Consider the following 16,688-nt stretch of genomic DNA (forward strand, 5'->3'; position numbering starts at 1 on the left):
TTTTGGGGGAGCGTCAGCTAATGGGGGCGAGACTCGAGGACATCAAGAATGGCGCGTCTGTGCGCGGCATCGCTTCGTCCCAGCCGACACAGGTCCTGTCCGTCGACTGGATCGGTGATCAGGCGATCAACGTCGTCTATCGGGACCTAAGCGGCGCGGTCGCTGAGGCGGTGCTCTATCGTGACGATGAATACCGCCTTCATGTCGAAGTCAGCGGGCGACCATGGTCATTCGACGCTGATGGCGGCCTGTTGCGGCTCGTGACCGAGGCCAATCGCATCAAGCTCGCCCACTATTTTGATCCCTACCTCGCGATCCACACCAGTCTCGTCGATCCGCTTCCTCACCAGATCTCGGCCGTTTATGGCGAGATGCTGCCGCGCCAGCCGCTTCGGTTCCTGCTCGCCGACGATCCTGGTGCCGGCAAGACGATTATGGCCGGGCTGCTGATAAAGGAACTAATCGCGCGCAGCGACCTGGAGCGTTGCCTGGTAGTGGCTCCTGGCAGCCTGGTGGAGCAGTGGCAGGACGAACTCGGCGAGAAATTCAATCTCGAGTTCGACATCCTGACCCGGGACATGATCGAGAATTCTCGCTCTGGGAATCCTTTCGAGGACCGCAACCGGCTGATTGTCCGCCTCGACGTGCTCGCCCGGAACGAAGACCTGCAGGAGAAACTCGCCAAGTCGGCCGAATGGGACCTCATCATCTGTGACGAAGCCCACCGCATGTCGGCGACCTATTTCGGAGGCGAGGTCAAATATACCAAGCGCTATCAGATTGGGCAGAAGCTCGGTGAGCTCTGCCGGCATCTGTTGCTCATGTCGGCAACGCCTCACAACGGCAAGGAAGAAGATTTCCAGCTGTTCATGGCGCTGCTCGACGGCGATCGGTTTGAAGGCCGGTTCCGCGATGGCGTGCATTACGCGGACACCGGCGACATGATGCGTCGGTTGACGAAGGAGGAACTCCTTCGTTTCGACGGTCGCCCGCTGTTTCCGGAACGGCGCGCTCGCACCGTCAAGTATGAATTGTCGGAGAACGAAGCCGCCCTCTACTCGGCGGTGACTGAATACGTCCGCACGGAAATGAACCGCGTGCAGCGCTTCGCTGACAGCGATGTCCGCAAGCGGAACAATGTCGGCTTCGCCCTCCAGATTCTCCAACGTCGGCTCGCCTCATCGCCCGCGGCGATCTACCAGTCACTGAAGCGTCGCCGGGAGCGGCTGGAGAACGAGTTAGCCGAGGCTCGGCTGACTTCGAAAGGACGCCAGGCAGGATTCGGTGCTGTCGAGAGCAACGGCGAGACCCTGCGCAATTTGGAGGAGTTGAGCCAGGAGGAGATTGACGAATTCGAGGACCTGATCTCCACGGGCGCGACAACCGCGGAAACCGTCGAGCAACTCGCCATGGAAGTCGAGACGCTCCGGAAACTGGAGCAGATGGCGCTGTCCGTCGTCCAGTCCGGTGTCGACTCCAAATGGACTCAGCTCAATCGAATCCTCGACGATGATCTCATGACGAACGCCACGGGCAATCGCCGCAAGCTGATCATCTTTACCGAACCCAAGGACACGCTGCACTACCTCGCCGACAAAGTCCGCGGTCGCCTGGGCAATCCTGAAGCGGTCGAGGTGATCCACGGCGGGGTGACGCGCGACGAGCGGCGCAAGATCATCGAGCGCTTCATGCAGGATCGCGATCTGCTGGTGCTGATCGCCAACGATGCCGCTGGAGAAGGCGTGAACCTCCAGCGCGGCCATTTAATGGTCAACTACGACTTGCCGTGGAACCCGAACAAAATCGAGCAGCGGTTCGGGCGCATCCATCGTATCGGTCAGACCGAGGTGTGCCACCTCTGGAACCTCGTTGCAGCAGATACGCGCGAGGGTGAAGTCTATGCACGTCTGCTAGAAAAGCTGGAGGCGGCACGCGAGGCGCTCGGCGGTCGAGTCTACGATGTGCTGGGGGAGCTGTTCGAAGGCGTCGCGCTGAAGGATCTGCTATTTGAGGCGATCCAGTATGGCGAGAAGGAGGAGGTGAAGGCGAGGCTGCTGCGTCAGGTCGATGGAGCGGTCGATCAGGCACACCTGCTCGATCTCCTGAAGCGCCGGGCGCTGACAAACGACACCATGCCGGAAGCGGCCGTGGAGGAGCTGCGGCTGGAAATGGAACGCGCCGCGGCCCAGCGCCTCCAGCCGCATCATATCCAGAGCTTCTTCATCGAAGCGTTCCAGCGTCTCGGCGGACAAATCAGGAAGCGCGAGGAAGGCCGTTTCGAGATCACCCATGTCCCCCTCCGTGTTCGCGAGCGCGATCGGCAGATCGGCATGGGCGCGCCGATCCAGAAGAAATACGAGCGCATCTGCTTCGAAAAGAGCCGGATCAACCAGCAGCCTGTGGCGAGCTTCGTATGCCCCGGCCACCCTTTGCTGGAATCGGTGATCTCGCTGGTGCGCGAGGAATATGACCACGTTCTGAAGCAGGGCGCCGTCCTCGTCGATGACACCGATGATGGTCACGACATGGCCGCGGTGTTCCTGTTGGAACACAGCGTGCAGGACGGTCGTCAGACCAGCCTCGGGAAGCCGCATGTCGTATCTCAGAAGCTCCAGTTCACGGCGGTCCGACAGAATGGCGACGCGCATGATGCGGGTATCGCGCCGCACCTGAACCTGCGCCCCGCGATCCCTGAAGAGCTGGAGCTGGTGAAGGACGTGCTCCAACAGGAATGGCTGAACTCCGACCTCGAGAAGACCGCCCTGCGCTTCGCGACGGTGGACATGGCGCAGCGCCACGTTGCCGAAGTGAAGGCCCGGCGGCTCCCGGAGATCGCTAAGGTCGAGCAGGAGGTCAAGGCGCGGCTGGCGAAGGAGATCAACTACTGGGACAACCGCGCAGCCGAACTCCGCGAAGAAGAACGCGCGGGCAAGAAGACCCGGCTGAATTGGCAGAATGCCCAGCGCCGCGCCGAGGATCTGGCCGAGCGCCGCAAGCGTCGGGAAGCCCAGTTGGAACAGGAAAAATTTATCAGCTCACAGCCGCCAAGGATTCGCGGCGGCATGGTGGTCATCCCGCGCGGGCTGCTGGCGTCGCTGCTGCCAACCTTGGGTGTTGGGAGTGGCTTTTCCGAAGATCCTGTCGCGCGCCGCGAGATTGAGATCGCGGCGATGAATGCTGTGATGGCCGCCGAACGTGCGCTTGGCAACGATCCGGATGATGTCTCGGCGCGGAAGCTTGGCTACGACATAGCCTCGCGCGGCGGCGCACACATGCGTTTCATTGAAGTGAAGGGCCGGATCGACGGTGCCGACAGTGTCATGGTGACTCGTCAGGAGGTAATCACGTCACTGCATGAGCCGGAGAAGTTCATCCTGGCCGTCGTGCATGTCGATCAGGGATTCGCGCGCGAGCCGATCTACGTCCGCAGACCGTTCAGCCAGGAGCCTGAATTCGCCGTCACCGCCATCCAGGTCGACCTGAAGAAATTGCTTGAGAAGGGGGAAAGACCATCGTGAATATCGCGAAAGGGCTGATCATCGACGATCCGTGGATCGGCTACATTCTAGACGGCAAGAAGACGTGGGAGATGCGGGCAAAGCCGTGGAGCCACCGCGGCTGGATCGGATTGATCCGGAAAGGAACCGGCGCCGTCTGGGGCGTCGCACGTCTTGTGGATGTTGGCAGGCCACTGTCACAGGATGAAATGATCGCATCCTTTGACAAACACAGGATCCCTGCCGAGACGATCCGCAGCGGTCAGGTGGCGAAATGGACCACGCCTTGGAAGCTCGCGGACGTCAGAAAGTTGCCGTCGCCTGTCCCATACCGTCACAAGCCAGGCGCCATGAACCCCGTAAATTTGGACGCGAGCGTGTCCGACGGGGTTGCTCGCCAGCTAGGAATTCTATCCAGCGTTCTCGCGGAACCGACGGTCGTCATGGCAGCACCAAGCAAGCCGGCGACCCAAGATCGACGCATCCCGGCTCCTGACGCGCCGCTTGATGGATCGCAGGCACATCGTGTTGGCGCCCGGCTGATCTGTGAGGTCGAAATTACGCAGGGCAATCTCGACAACGACCACTTCTACTTACGCCAACACCTTCATCGATTTCCGGACGATGTGATCGGCGGCTCGAACAAATCGAAGCTGGCGAAGAGAGAGGTCATCATCGACTGGGGCGGCCCGGAGCTAGCTCGAACCGACATAGACGGCGAGCGACACAATTTCTTTCGTCGTAGAGCGTGGGTGGGCCAGTTTTACAAGCTCAATCGAGCCAAAGCTGGTGACAAGGTGCGGATCGAGGAGATTGCGCCCTATCGATATCGCGTCAGTCTCGTAAGATATCCGCAGGGGGCAATACCATGACCGTCACGACGGATTTCGCCATTCTGGCGCCGGTGCCGCTTGAGCACTTGCAGTCCGGCAAGGCCATAGCCGAGAAGGGAGGTTTCGTCGCCTTCGGCTTGCGAAAGTGGGAGCTGTTCCGGAAGGTAGAAGAGATGCGGGACGGCGCGCCTGTTCCGGTTCTGATCTATCCCTCACATGAGGATGTGGCGTTCAAGGAGTCCCTCGTCGTCTGTTGGGGCGGCTGGTACGTCGGTTCCGAGGAGAGCGGCAGCGGCAAGCATTCCAAAGGCATGACGAACCGCCCTCCGACGACGGGACAATACACGTCCGACAATCAGGGCCACTGGGCCGTCTTTTGGCATGTGAAGGGTCTCTTCGAACTGCCGAAGGGCAAGCAGATGCCGATCTCGGCCGTCCAAACCATCAAGGGCGGCTGGCGCAAGAACGCTCCACCGCGGGGACCCGAACTGGTCGCCACGCCATCCACCATCGAATTTCCGGTACAGGCATGACCTACAAGAAAAAACTCATCGAAGTCGCGATTCCGCTGGAGAAGATCAACGAGGCGTCGGCGAAGGAGAAGTCGATCAGGCACGGCCATCCCTCGACGCTGCATCTGTGGTGGGCACGACGTCCGCTAGCGGCGTGCCGGGCGGTGCTGTTCGCGCAGCTTGTCGACGACCCCTCGGGTCACGTCGACAACCTCCTCAGCGATGCCAGCACCAAGGCCGCCGCAGAGCGGGAACTGAGCGCGCGCCTGAGCGACCGCAAGAAGAGGCGTCAGGAGGGCAAGGCGCTTCCCGCTGATAACAAGGAGATCACGCTGGAGTACGTAGCGATCGAGCTGGAGCGCAAGCGCCTGTTTGGCATAATCGAAAGGCTGGTGATCTGGGAGAACTCGACCAACGAGGAGGTGCTGGAAGAGGCGCGGGCAGAAATCCGCAAGAGCTGCGGTGGTGAGCTGCCGTCCGTCTATGACCCGTTCTCTGGCGGCGGCTCGATTCCTCTAGAGGCGCAGCGGCTCGGACTTCCCGCCTATGGCAGCGATTTGAATCCTGTCGCCGTGATGATCGGCAAGGCGCTGATAGAGTTTCCGTCGAAGTTCAAGGATATGCCGCCGATGCATCCTGGCGGCAGCGAGCGCAACCACTATCGCAATGCGGAGGGCATCGCAGAGGACGTTCGTTATTTCGGACAGAGAATGCGAGACATGGCCTTCGAGCGCCTACATCACCTTTATCAGCCTGTTGAGATGCCGAAAGAATACGGAGGCCGAACTGCACCGGTGATTGCCTGGATCTGGGCGCGGACGGTGCCGAGCCCGGACCCGGCGTTCTCTGATGTGCATGTCCCACTCGCTTCCAGTTTTGCCCTTAATACCAAGAATGGGAACGAGGCATGGGTAGAACCGGTCGTTGACAAAGCCGCAAAAAAGATCCGCTTCAGGATCAGACGTGGAGGCACGAAAGCGGAAATCGAACAAGCCAAGCTAGGAAGTAAAGCGGGGAGAGGTGCCAATTTCACCTGCGTAATCTCTGGTGCGGCGATCACACCGGAGTACGTCAAGGCCCGTTCAAATGCTGGCGAACTAGGGAGCACGCTTGTTGCACTTGTGGTTAGCGGAAGTGGTGGCCGTGTTTATATTGCCCCCACCGACAACGACGCGGCAATAGCTCGATCCGCCAAGGCCGAGTGGAAACCGGATCAGTTGATGGACCCTAAGTCAAAGGATCTTTTGAGTGGCAGAGGATATGGCATAAAGTTTTGGCACGAACTTTATACCGAGAGGCAGCTCCAATCACTAAGCACATTTAGCATGCTTATCGATGTATTGCGTCCCGAAATCAGGGCTTCGGCCATTGAGGCCGGCTTACCCGATGATGATACCCCGTTGCGAGACGGCGGCAAAGGGGCTGAAGCTTACTCCGAAGTGATCAGCATCTATCTGGCGTTCGCGATTAGTAAGGCGACTACTCGAAATTGTGCGTTGGCGATTTGGGAGCCGGGTATGGGTCGATTGGCAGGCGCTTTGGGAAGGCAGGTGCTGCCTATGCAATGGACGTTCGCGGAAACGAATCCGTTCGCGGGTACTGGTGGAGACATAGCGGGGACAGCAGCGTCACTCGCAGAGGTGCTAGACGTCGTAGGGTTGAACAATTCACCCGGACGTGAGTTTCAGCGCGACGCAGCTACGCCACACACGTTTGAGATCCCACCGGTGATTTCCACGGATCCGCCGTATTACGACAACATTGAGTATGCGGACCTTTCAGATTTCTTCTATGTATGGCTGAAGCGCCCCCTTCGCTCGATTTACCCCGATCTATTTGGAACCATCGCGGTCCCGAAGGCCGAGCAGTTGGTGGCGAGTCCGCATAGACACGGCGGCAAAGAAGGCGCCCACAAATTCTTCATGAACGGAATGTCCGTTGCGGTCCGTAACATTGTCACGGAGGCTAACGCCGGATATCCAGTCGCGATTTACTATGCATTCAAACAGTCCGAGGTCGAAGAAGAAGGTATCTCTTCATCCGGATGGGCCAGCTTCTTGCAGGCGGTCTGCTCAGCGGGTTTTGTGGTGGTCCGCACTTGGCCAGTGAGGACCGAAGCGACGAACGCTCTAAAGAAGGGAATGAATGCGCTCGCCAACTCGGTCGTTCTTGTCTGCCGCAAGAAAGAGGAGACAGCAGGTGCGATCTCCCGCGCCGAATTCATCCGCGCTTTGAAGCGCGAGTTGCCCGAGGCACTCCGTGAACTGCTCGCGGCCAACATCGCGCCATCCGACATTCCCCAGGCGTCGATCGGCCCCGGTATGGGCATTTTCTCGCGCCACTCGGCGGTTCTGGAGAGCGACGACACGCCGATGAGCGTGAAATCCGCGCTCCAACTCATTAACCGCGAGGTGGATGAATATTTGAACGACGTGGTTGGTGAGTTCGATGCCGACACGCGCCTTGCGATTACCTGGTTCGAGCAATTCGGGCTGACCGCTGGTCCCTATGGCACAGCAGACAATATTGCGCGTGGGCGCGGTGTCTCAGTCGAAAGCGGGAAGCATGCCGGCATTCTGGACAGTTCGGCGGGTAAGGTGCGAATCCTGAAACGCGAGGAACTGCCGGAGGACTGGGACCCCGCCGAGGACAAGCATCTCACCGTCTGGGAGTGCCTCCAGCAGGTGGTGCGCGCGCTTGAGGCAGGCGGCGAATACGAGGCGGCGGTGCTGATCCGTGCGGTCGGTCCGGCGATGGCCGAGAACGTAAAGGATCTCGCTTACTGCCTCTATAACATCTGCGAAAAGCGCAAGGACGCCAAGGAGGCGACCTCCTACAACGCGCTGATCGCCGTGTGGTCGGACCTGACGCGGCTTGCCGCCAGTTCCGAATCTGCGACCCGTGGCGGGCAATATTCGATGGCCGTCTAATAACTGCCGCGTTAGGACCGGGCAGTCCTGATGCGGCTTCGACATGAATCCCAAGGGGGCAAAACAATGGCGAAAAGCGCAAGACAGCATGTTTTCGAGGGCATGGAGCTTCTTCCCGAAGCGCTAACTCCGTTCGTTGAGAAGAGGCTCGAATCCTCACTGACCGGACATTGGTCCGTGCAGGTCGTAGAGCGCATCAGCGGCCTACGCGTCGGCCAGGGCTCAGTAGCATGGGATCAGGCTGGCTTGCTCAAGACCATGCTCGCCTACTGGAGGGACGCCTTCGGCAATGTGCTCGGCCATGCCGAGCGTGCACTTGTCTCGGAGCTGCTCGAAGTCCGCAATCGGCTTAATCACAACGAGAACTTCACCTATGACGATGCCGAGCGCGCACTGGATTCCATGCGCCGTCTGATGAACTCGATCAGCGCCGGCGAGACCGCTGAGAAGCTCGGCGTCATGCGCGACACGATCCTGCGCATCAAGTTCACCGAGCTTCAACGCAATGAGGAGCGCCGCAAGACACAGCGCTCTGACATTTCGGTGGAAACGGTTGCAGGACTCCTGCCATGGCGGGAGGTGGTAGAGCCGCATCAGGACGTTGCCACTGGCGAGTTTACCCAGGCCGAGTTCGCCGCCGACCTCGGCAAGGTTCACAACGGCTCGGCGCCGTCGGAATACTCCAACCCAAAGGAATTCTTCGCGCGCACCTATCTGACGGACGGGCTTTCTACACTGCTGGTCGGTGCAGCGAAGCGGCTGTCCGGCACGGGCGGCGACCCAGTGGTCGAGTTGCAGACCAATTTTGGCGGCGGCAAGACCCATTCCATGCTTGCGCTCTACCACATGGCGGGCGGCGCCCCGGCGCGTGACCTGCCGGGACTCGATCAGCTCTTGCAGAAGGAGGGCTTAACCGTTCCGGAAAAGATCAGCCGTGCCGTGCTAGTCGGTACATCACGCGGACCGCAGGATACCCTCAAGACGAAGGAAGGACTGGAGATCCGGACGACTTGGGGGGAACTCGCATATCAGCTTGGTCTGGCTGAAGGTTTCGCGATGGTGGCGGAGAACGACGCCAAAGGAATCGCACCAGGGTCCAACCTGCTCGAATCCCTTTTCAAGAGGTTTGCGCCCTGCCTGATCCTGATCGACGAATGGGTCGCTTACCTGCGCCAGATCTACAAGGTCGACGGGCTGCCCTCCGGCTCATTTGACGCCAATCTCTCCTTCGTCCAGTCCTTGACCGAGGCTGTGAAAACCAGCCCCGGCACGCTGCTGGTTGCGTCGCTTCCCGCGAGCCAGATCGAGGTCGGCGGCGAAGGCGGACAGGAAGCGCTCGCGCGGCTCAAGCAGACCTTTTCCCGCGTCGAATCCTCATGGCGGCCGGCCAGCCAGGAGGAGAGCTACGAGATCGTCCGGCGGCGTCTGTTCAAGGAAATCCCGGGCGACCGCTTCCATCATCGCGACAACTCGCTGAAGCAGTTCGCAAAGCTGTACCGGGAGAACGCAAACGACTTCCCGCAGGGCGTAGCCGACGAGGATTATCGCCGCAAGCTGGAGAAGGCGTATCCCATCCATCCTGAACTGTTCGACCAGCTCTATGTGAGTTGGGGATCGCTGGAGAAATTCCAGCGCACCCGCGGCGTGCTGCGACTGATGGCACAGGCGATCCACGAATTGTGGATGAACAATGACCCGTCGGTGATGATCATGCCGGGCAGCGTGGCGATCAGTTCGGCACGCGTTGAACCCGAGCTGCTGCACTATCTGGAGCCAGCGTGGCAGTCGATCATAGCGGGCGATGTCGATGGCACGATGTCCACGCCTTACAAGATCGATCAATCCCAACCTAACCTGAATCGCTATTCGGCAACGCGGCGTGTTGCGCGTGCCATCTTCATGGGCTCTGCGCCCATGCACCAACAGCAGAACAAGGGGCTGGACGACCGCCAGATCAATCTCGGCGTGGTCCAGCCCGGTGAACGCCCGATGATCTTCGGCGATGCGCTCAGACGGCTCACCAACCAGGCCAAGTTCATGCATTCCGACCTTGGCAAGCATTGGTATTCCATTTCGGCCAGCTTGAATCGCATCGCCGCCGACCGTGGCGGGCAGATCGAGGAGGCGCTGGTCCTGGTCACGATTGACAAGGAACTGACGAAATACATCAATGGCATCGGCGACCGAGGCCATTTCGATGCAGTCCAGGTTCCCCCTCCGGCCAACTCTGGCGAGGTTCCGGACGAGGCAGGCGGCGTACGCTGCGTGGTGCTCGGCATCGACCATTCGCATTCCGGCCGCGACGGCTCCGAGGCGATGGTCGAAGCCAAGGATATCCTCATGCAGCGCGGCTCCGCACCGCGCGTCTACCGCAACACACTTGTGTTCCTGGCAGCCGAGACCAAGCAGATTGACGGGCTGAAAGAGGCCATGCGTTCGGCGCTGGCCTGGGGCGAGATCGTGCGCGACACCGAGCGCCTCAACCTGACGCAGAGCGACGAAGCGCTCGCTAAGGCGAAACTCGCCGAGGCGCAGGAAACCATGAAGACGCGTATGCGCGAAACCTGGTGCTACCTGATCTACCCGATCCAGGAGGACGCGACCAAGGACATCGAGTGGATGACCGGCCGGATCGCGGCACAGGACGGCGTCCTGTCGCGCGCCAGCAAAAAACTGGTGAGCGAGGAAGGACTGATGCCGGAACTCGGCCCCGGCCGGCTCGACCGCGACCTGCAGAAGTACATCTGGAACGGGAAGCCACATCTCTCACTGAAGGACCTGTGGGAGTACCTGAACCGCTACACCTACCTGCCGCGGGTCAAGAACCGGACCGTGCTGATCAATGCCGTGAGATCGGCGATCTCGAACATGCTGCCCGGGCCGTTCGCCTATGCGGAGCGGTATGACGAGGCGACGCAGTCCTATGTCGGGCTGGCGATCGAAAACTCGGCGAATGCGGCCGTGGTGATCGACAGCGACAGCGTCATCATCAAACCGGATGTCGCCGAGGGGAAGCGGCCGAAGGCAAAAGTCGAAACCGACACTCAGACGGCCGGCGGGACCAACGTGGGCGGAATGCAAGAGTCCGCGAGCGCGATGGGAGCAACATCGGCCTCATCGGCGACCAGCGAGGAGCGGAAGCCAACGCGTTTTATCGGGGCGGTGATGATTGCACCCGGACGGCCGGCGCATGAATTCCGTCAGATCGTCGAGGGCATCATCGAGCAATTGACGACGCTACCGGGGAGTGAGGTGTCCTTGAAACTCGAGATCGATGCCGAAATTCCTTCTGGGCTGGATCGGGGAAAGATCCGGACACTGATGGAGAACGCGACGACGCTGAGCTTCGTGGACAAGAAGGTGGAGTGAGAACCAACCAGGTCATTTGTCAGCGGTACTTTTGGGGTGGAGGGCAGTTTGGGAATGACATTAGGTATTGGCGCATTTGTTCGCCTGAAACTGGCCCCACCCGGGCGGGAATCCTGCAGGGCGGGGAAGATTGCGGGCAGGCAGCCGAATGCCGTCCGTCCAGTTTCCGGATGGGACTCTGACTTGGCTTCTGGAGTCTGCCCTCGAGCCGGAGGGCGACAATGATGAGGCTCTAGCCTAGAACCAACTTCAGACAGCGTGGCCAGAAATCGAACGGGCTGCTGACCGCGCCGAAGCGGCGGACATCGCTGGTGATTTTATCGCTATCTTAAACTCACGATGGCAAACATCTCGGCATCGCACCCATTTCTATTGGGGGAATTACGGCCATCGAAACGATGTCGCTCCGAGATAGGCTAGTCGAAACGGCCTTGGCTTGGCAGGATCGGTATGGGGTAGCGCCTTCGATCACCACTGCCATTTCCGAGTACGATGCGGCAGTGACACTGGTGGGGATGTCGGAGGAAGCCTTTCGGCAGTCGCAGTTAAAGGCGACTGCCGTCCAACAGGGCTATGATTTCACGCGCGATGGGGTCCGCTATCAGGTCAAAGCGAACAGGCCAAGCGGTAGACCGGGCAGCAAGGTAACACTTTGCGCTAAGGCCAGAAACTACGACTGGGACTATCTAATCTGGATACTCTACGACCGGGAGTATCGCATTCAGGAAGCGTGGGAATGGCCGGTAGCCGACTACATGGCCGCGTTCGACCAGGTGACGCGCCTTTCACCCAGCCACATGCGTCTCGGCAAATCCAGCTGGAATGATTTGGCCAACCAGCTGGAAGTTCGAGTGCCACGCCGCGAATAGCTCGGGCACTTGGTCGACCCGGAAGTACCGCTCGGCGGCGGTCTTGCTCGTCGGCTTGTCGCGTCGCGCCAAATTCTCCGCGAGGGCTCTTGGGATCACATAGATTGTGCGTTCTGTGAACTCGCCCCCAGGAAGCAGGACTATGGCGAGCCAATCGAACAGGTCGTAGTCGTTGTAGCCGACATAGGCAGCCCCCTTCTTGAACGTGCGCGATTTAACGGAGATGCGCTGAGCTGGCCGATCCCACGGTTGCGCAATGACGTCATAGCCGGGCCAGTTGTCAGGAACCTTGAGGGCAGGAACCCCAGCAAGCGTCAGTTCCGCTGCGACGATCATTTCGCAAGCGTCGCCCATCTGCTTCGAGGTGTACGGTCTTGGTTCCAAGCGGATGATCTTCATTGGGAGAGATGCCCTGGATTTCCCGTCGCCCAACCGAGCCGGAGGCGCTGTCCACTATTCAAAACGATAGCCACAGATTGATCTGGTCGCACCGTCCTGCCGAAAAGCCCGGCAAACCGCTCGAAGTCTGCGAACCACATTCGGGCCATGGAGAATGAATGAACGATCATCGCCGCTTCGTCCGTCTTGAACCGCTTGGCCTCCAACAGCGCTGACGCCGTTCGGTGCAGCAGCTGATAACGTGCGTCCAATGGCGGAACGCCATCTAAGCCCAACAGATCGCAGATCTGACGCATGCGAAGGCGTTTGTCCACCACGAGGTGCCCTTCCCTGGTGCCACCGCCCTCCTGAAGCCGGGATTCTTCCAATCCTTTGAGAACCTGTTTTGAAATTCCGCCGAAAGTGTAGGAGCACTCGCTTTCGGATTCTCGGACAATCGGTATTGAATGAAGTGACCCATTCTCTGACCGAAAACCTGATCTCTCGATCTACTTACTAAGCCTTCAATCTCAGCGTCAACATCGTCAAGCGTCGCAGAACTTAATGCGATCTGGCGGAGATGGAGGGATACACCATTTACGTCGAAGGGTTATTTGATTTCAATAGCTTAACGGTCGCTGCCCCAGCAGCTATGTAGCATCACAATGTAACAGTGTCCAGCCAAGTTCGCGATGGTGCCCGGAGTACGCAGCGGCGCAGTCTCCTGCGTTCACCCTTTAACAATTTTGGAAGGCGATTGGGTCTACGCATTGTCGCCTCACATTACGTGAGGCGTCAGTGGGAATGCAGTATGACAATTCGGCGCTTCAACCATGACTTCTCGCCGGTCGGACAAGGAACTTACGGTCAGAACCCCCTCGAGTTGACTACCACGGAGATTGCCGACGCCGCGATTCGTGAGATCGTGCAGATGTCACTTTCGGCGTCGCCCTTCGATTTAGTACTCGACCAGTTGCTTGTTCCCCAAGATGGATGGTTTCGCTGGGTAGCTCGTTTGGGACAGATTCGTGAAACACGGAGTGCGCTGTCGGGGCTCTTTGGTAGGTTCGTTGCACGAGCCTATCTCACTCGCTATTTTGGCTACTACTACTTTGAACCGATCCGCTCCGACACGCATGAGCTTGCCTGCTGGCCAACTTTGTCGGTCTCCCGTGTTAAGCCAGGTGACCTTCCGGATTGGATAACGGCTACTGCGGCAGGGAGTCCGGAAGTCGCGATTGCTGAAGCAAAGGGATCGCACAACACGAGCGGTGTGGCACCGTCGCTCGCTGCCGCGATCGAACAAGCTACGCGAATCGTGATCAAATCGGGTTCGGTCGAGCTTGCGATCAAGCGGTTCGCTATTGCAACGCGATGGGCAGTACATGGCGACGCTAAACTGAGCTGGCCATGGCTGAGCGTCGATGACCCTGCGGACGGTGAGCGCTCGCCAACCAAGGACGAATTGGATGCCCTTCAGCGGAGCATTGCCCTTGGCCATTTTGCGGCGCTCGCCCACGGGATGGGCTTCAAGCGGACGGCGCATGCGCTCTCGCAGGCCAAGCGCCAACAGCCGGGCTCTCTCGACCTTGATACGAGCGAACTTATCGAACTTGGAACCGAGGCAAGTCAGCGGACGGCAATGACGGCAGTGATAACGCGATCGGGCATTATTCCGCTGCCGGAGCAATTCACGCCAGCGTTTCAAGACGGTTTGCGGACGGTGTTCGGAGACAATGCGTTGCTACTCACCGTTGATGCGGAAACGCTATACCGGGTTGATCGCCGACAACAGCCGATCGTCCACGCATCTGCGACGAGCGTTATTGCGGACCCGCAAACAGAGTCAGCGTTTTGGAGGCAGCCGCGTGTGGCGGCCGATGGCACGGAACTGCTGCCGCTGAATGCCGTCGACATTCGTGGTCGGGGCGCCGGCCCGACGCTCCTCGGGAATTGACCGGATAAGCTCCGCCGCTTGTTCTAAATCCACGCCGATGTGTCGCAGAACGCGTCCGCGCGACCTAGGATAAACGTGCAACTCCTTCATGGCAGCACCTTCGCCCCATCGCTTGTGCGTTCCCGATGCCATTTTGTGGACAAGCTTGGCGGCCTGGACGCGCTTGTACTCGGTCTTCGTCTCAGCTTGCGCATCGTCCCGCATGATCATCTCGACGGCGACCCGGCGCGTCGAAATCTTGCCCAATCGCCGATCAAGCAAGCCAGCTTCCCCAGCCTCTTCGTAACGGTCCCGGTAGCGCCGGAACTGCCGTTCCGACATGCCGAGCAACTCGCCAGCTTCCATCATCGAAAGGTCACCGCCTTCCCACCGGCGCAAAACACCAACAAACTTCTGCATTCTCCGGTCCTGTAGCCATGCTGCCCGCTTCAGAATGGCGCGGAAGGCGTCCGCGGAGAGATGGCGGCATAGTCGCTTTAACTCGGGAGGTCGCCGCCGAGCTTTTTCTTAGTTGCGAAGGGTCCAACGATCTGTGTCGTTGTCCAAACTTCTGTGTCGTCCGACAATGTTGGCGCACCCGACAGGATTCGAACCTGTGACCTCTGCCTTCGGAGGGCAGCGCTCTATCCAGCTGAGCTACGGGTGCCTTCAGGATCGACGATCCGGAAAACGAACAGCCGGGTAACCGGCCAGCCACGGCTTCTTAGCGGAAGCCGGCGCGGGCTTCAACGGGCAAGTGGCGGCGGTAGGGCTGCGAACTCGGAATAACGCATTTTCCGGATTGCTCATTCCACTGTGGCCACGATCTGGAGCCTGCCAATGACCCTCGTAGGTGCGAGAAGCCAAGCCCAAAGGCCAGCAAACCTGCGGTTTCATCGGATGAAGAATGGCGCCGCCGAAGCCTGAAATGAAAAACCCGCCTGGGTGGGGCGGGCCGTTGGCGCAACTCAGCACTGTGAATAAATTCCTAGCATACCTGCCGTCACCTGTCAAGTTGAAACTGACACGGATCGCTGACACCGATCACGAGCTCGCCCCCGCCGAACGTAACCCCTCACTGCTCCCCGGCATACAGCAGCCGTGTCGTCGCGTTCGACGCCGGCGACAGGTTGCGCTGGATCAACGCTTCGACGTGGTCGTTGCGCTGGCGCGCACTGTCGGCGCCCATCACCACGAGGATGAGCCGGCGGCCGTCGGCATCGTAGGAGGTGACGATGTTGAAGCCTGAGGCTCTGATATAGCCTGTCTTGATGCCATTGACGCCGCGGACGCGGCCGAGCATGTCGTTGTGGCCGCGCACCAGCCTTCCTCGGAACATGAAGTCGCTTTCCGAAAAATAGTGGAAATGCTGCGGGAAGCGGGCGCGTAGCGCCATGCCGAGCACCGCCATGTCGCGCGCCGTCGTCTGCTGGCCGGCATCCGGCAGGCCCGAGGCGTTGCGGAAGACGGTGCTGCGCATGCCGATCTGGCGCGCCTTGGCGGTCATCATCGCGGCGAACGCGTCTTCGCTGCCGCCGAGATATTCGGCGACGGCGACCGCCACGTCATTGGCGGATTTGACGGTGATCGCCCGGATCGCCGAATCGACGTCGATCGTCTCGCCGCGCCTGAAGCGCAGCTTGGTCGGCGGCTGCCTGGCGGCGTTGGCCGACACCGGGATCGGCGTCGTCTTGCTGATGCGGCTCTGCTCCAGCGCCTCGAACAGCAGGTAGAGCGTCATCATCTTGGTCAGCGACGCCGGATAGCGCGGCGCCGTCGAGTTGGCCTCGAACAGCGTTCTGCCGCTGCCATCGATGACCATAGCCGCATATTTCTGCGCCGGCGCCGGCACCGCCAGCATGGTCTCGGTCGGCGTCGTCGCGCAGCCGGCAACCAGCACCAGCAGCGCAAACGCCGCGACAAATTTTTTGATGAGCGGGAGGTGGCGCGGTTTGGACATTCTGAAGGTAAGCTGTTGCTGAGACGAGTGGGAAACTAGCCTAACCCAATGGTGCCGTCCATTTGGTTAATGCCGGTGTTCACGGCAATCGCTTCGGGTTGAATTTCCCGGGCGTTGGCGCCGCCCCTCACCTGCCTGCCGGCATCCTCTCCCCGTATAGTGACGGGGAGAGGGGCCGAGGCTTTCGCCTTACGATTGACCCCCAACCCTAACCCTCCCCACAAGGGGGAGGGAACGCTGCCGCGCGCCTTTAACTTCCCCTTTGTTCCGAAAGGCAGGCAATTTGCCGAGGTCAGCGCCAACGGAAGTCTCCCTCCCCCTTGTGGGTGTTTGGACCGGAGACATCGCGAACAGGTGTGCGAGGACATCGCGAACAGTTTTGCGCATTGTGCGCGAGGGGGTTC

The 16,688-nt window shown here is 59.9% G+C and carries 10 protein-coding genes and 1 tRNA gene; 6 read left to right on the top strand and 5 right to left on the bottom strand.

What is annotated here, in order from left to right; translation table 11 throughout:
- Positions 1–20: 20 nt before the first annotated feature.
- The 5 genes from AC0L2V_RS30080 to AC0L2V_RS30100 all read left to right on the top strand — a co-directional run bounded on the left by AC0L2V_RS30080 (position 21) and on the right by AC0L2V_RS30100 (position 11,141).
- Positions 21–3,518 carry a helicase-related protein gene (locus tag AC0L2V_RS30080; protein ID WP_473521955.1) on the top strand — a complete coding sequence of 1,166 codons (3,498 nt, stop codon included), beginning with the start codon at positions 21–23 and terminating at the stop codon, positions 3,516–3,518.
- Entirely contained in the window at positions 3,515–4,369 is an 855-nt protein-coding gene (locus AC0L2V_RS30085) for a hypothetical protein (RefSeq protein WP_473521956.1), read from the top strand. The genes AC0L2V_RS30080 and AC0L2V_RS30085 overlap by 4 nt, the downstream gene beginning before the upstream one ends.
- Positions 4,366–4,863, top strand: a complete 498-nt coding sequence (locus AC0L2V_RS30090) for a hypothetical protein (RefSeq protein ID WP_473521957.1) — start codon at positions 4,366–4,368, stop codon at positions 4,861–4,863. The genes AC0L2V_RS30085 and AC0L2V_RS30090 overlap by 4 nt, the downstream gene beginning before the upstream one ends.
- Positions 4,860–7,772 (top strand): DUF1156 domain-containing protein, encoded by a 2,913-nt coding sequence (locus AC0L2V_RS30095; protein WP_473521958.1) that lies wholly within the window; start codon positions 4,860–4,862, stop codon positions 7,770–7,772. Before AC0L2V_RS30090 ends, AC0L2V_RS30095 begins: the two co-directional genes overlap by 4 nt.
- A 66-nt stretch (positions 7,773–7,838) precedes the next feature.
- Complete coding sequence (locus AC0L2V_RS30100; protein ID WP_473521959.1) at positions 7,839–11,141, top strand: DUF499 domain-containing protein; 3,303 nt, start codon at positions 7,839–7,841, stop codon at positions 11,139–11,141.
- 785 nt (positions 11,142–11,926) lie between these two features.
- Here the strand turns inward: AC0L2V_RS30100 and AC0L2V_RS30105 are convergent.
- On the bottom strand, positions 11,927–12,409 hold the full coding sequence (locus tag AC0L2V_RS30105) for a hypothetical protein (protein WP_473521960.1): 483 nt from the start codon (positions 12,407–12,409) through the stop codon (positions 11,927–11,929).
- Positions 12,406–12,726: a DUF6946 family protein gene (locus AC0L2V_RS30110; RefSeq protein WP_473521961.1), complete on the bottom strand. Its 321-nt coding sequence runs from the start codon at positions 12,724–12,726 to the stop codon at positions 12,406–12,408. The genes AC0L2V_RS30105 and AC0L2V_RS30110 overlap by 4 nt, the downstream gene beginning before the upstream one ends.
- Positions 12,727–13,199: 473 nt before the next feature.
- Here AC0L2V_RS30110 and AC0L2V_RS30115 point away from each other — a divergent pair, with 473 nt between their 5' ends.
- Positions 13,200–14,345 carry a hypothetical protein gene (locus tag AC0L2V_RS30115; protein ID WP_473521962.1) on the top strand — a complete coding sequence of 382 codons (1,146 nt, stop codon included), beginning with the start codon at positions 13,200–13,202 and terminating at the stop codon, positions 14,343–14,345.
- On the opposite strand, the gene AC0L2V_RS30120 is transcribed toward AC0L2V_RS30115, so the two are convergent.
- From AC0L2V_RS30120 to AC0L2V_RS30130, 3 genes are all read right to left on the bottom strand, one after another.
- Positions 14,235–14,744, bottom strand: a complete 510-nt coding sequence (locus AC0L2V_RS30120; protein WP_473521963.1) for a helix-turn-helix domain-containing protein — start codon at positions 14,742–14,744, stop codon at positions 14,235–14,237. The genes AC0L2V_RS30115 and AC0L2V_RS30120 overlap by 111 nt on opposite strands.
- A gap of 170 nt (positions 14,745–14,914) precedes the next feature.
- Positions 14,915–14,991 (bottom strand) — tRNA-Arg (locus tag AC0L2V_RS30125).
- 408 nt (positions 14,992–15,399) lie between these two features.
- Complete coding sequence (locus AC0L2V_RS30130; protein ID WP_473521964.1) at positions 15,400–16,284, bottom strand: D-alanyl-D-alanine carboxypeptidase family protein; 885 nt, start codon at positions 16,282–16,284, stop codon at positions 15,400–15,402.
- Between the last annotated feature and the right edge of the window lie 404 nt (positions 16,285–16,688).

This window comes from Mesorhizobium sp. WSM4814 (assembly GCF_055811595.1).

Coding starts and splice junctions, on each gene's coding strand:
- AC0L2V_RS30080 (WP_473521955.1), top strand. CDS start 21: ATGGGGGCGAGACTCGAGGACATCAAGAATGGCGCGTCTGTGCGCGGC.
- AC0L2V_RS30090 (WP_473521957.1), top strand. CDS start 4,366: ATGACCGTCACGACGGATTTCGCCATTCTGGCGCCGGTGCCGCTTGAG.
- AC0L2V_RS30095 (WP_473521958.1), top strand. CDS start 4,860: ATGACCTACAAGAAAAAACTCATCGAAGTCGCGATTCCGCTGGAGAAG.
- AC0L2V_RS30100 (WP_473521959.1), top strand. CDS start 7,839: ATGGCGAAAAGCGCAAGACAGCATGTTTTCGAGGGCATGGAGCTTCTT.
- AC0L2V_RS30105 (WP_473521960.1), bottom strand. CDS start 12,409: ATGAAGATCATCCGCTTGGAACCAAGACCGTACACCTCGAAGCAGATG.
- AC0L2V_RS30115 (WP_473521962.1), top strand. CDS start 13,200: ATGACAATTCGGCGCTTCAACCATGACTTCTCGCCGGTCGGACAAGGA.
- AC0L2V_RS30120 (WP_473521963.1), bottom strand. CDS start 14,744: ATGCAGAAGTTTGTTGGTGTTTTGCGCCGGTGGGAAGGCGGTGACCTT.
- AC0L2V_RS30130 (WP_473521964.1), bottom strand. CDS start 16,284: ATGTCCAAACCGCGCCACCTCCCGCTCATCAAAAAATTTGTCGCGGCG.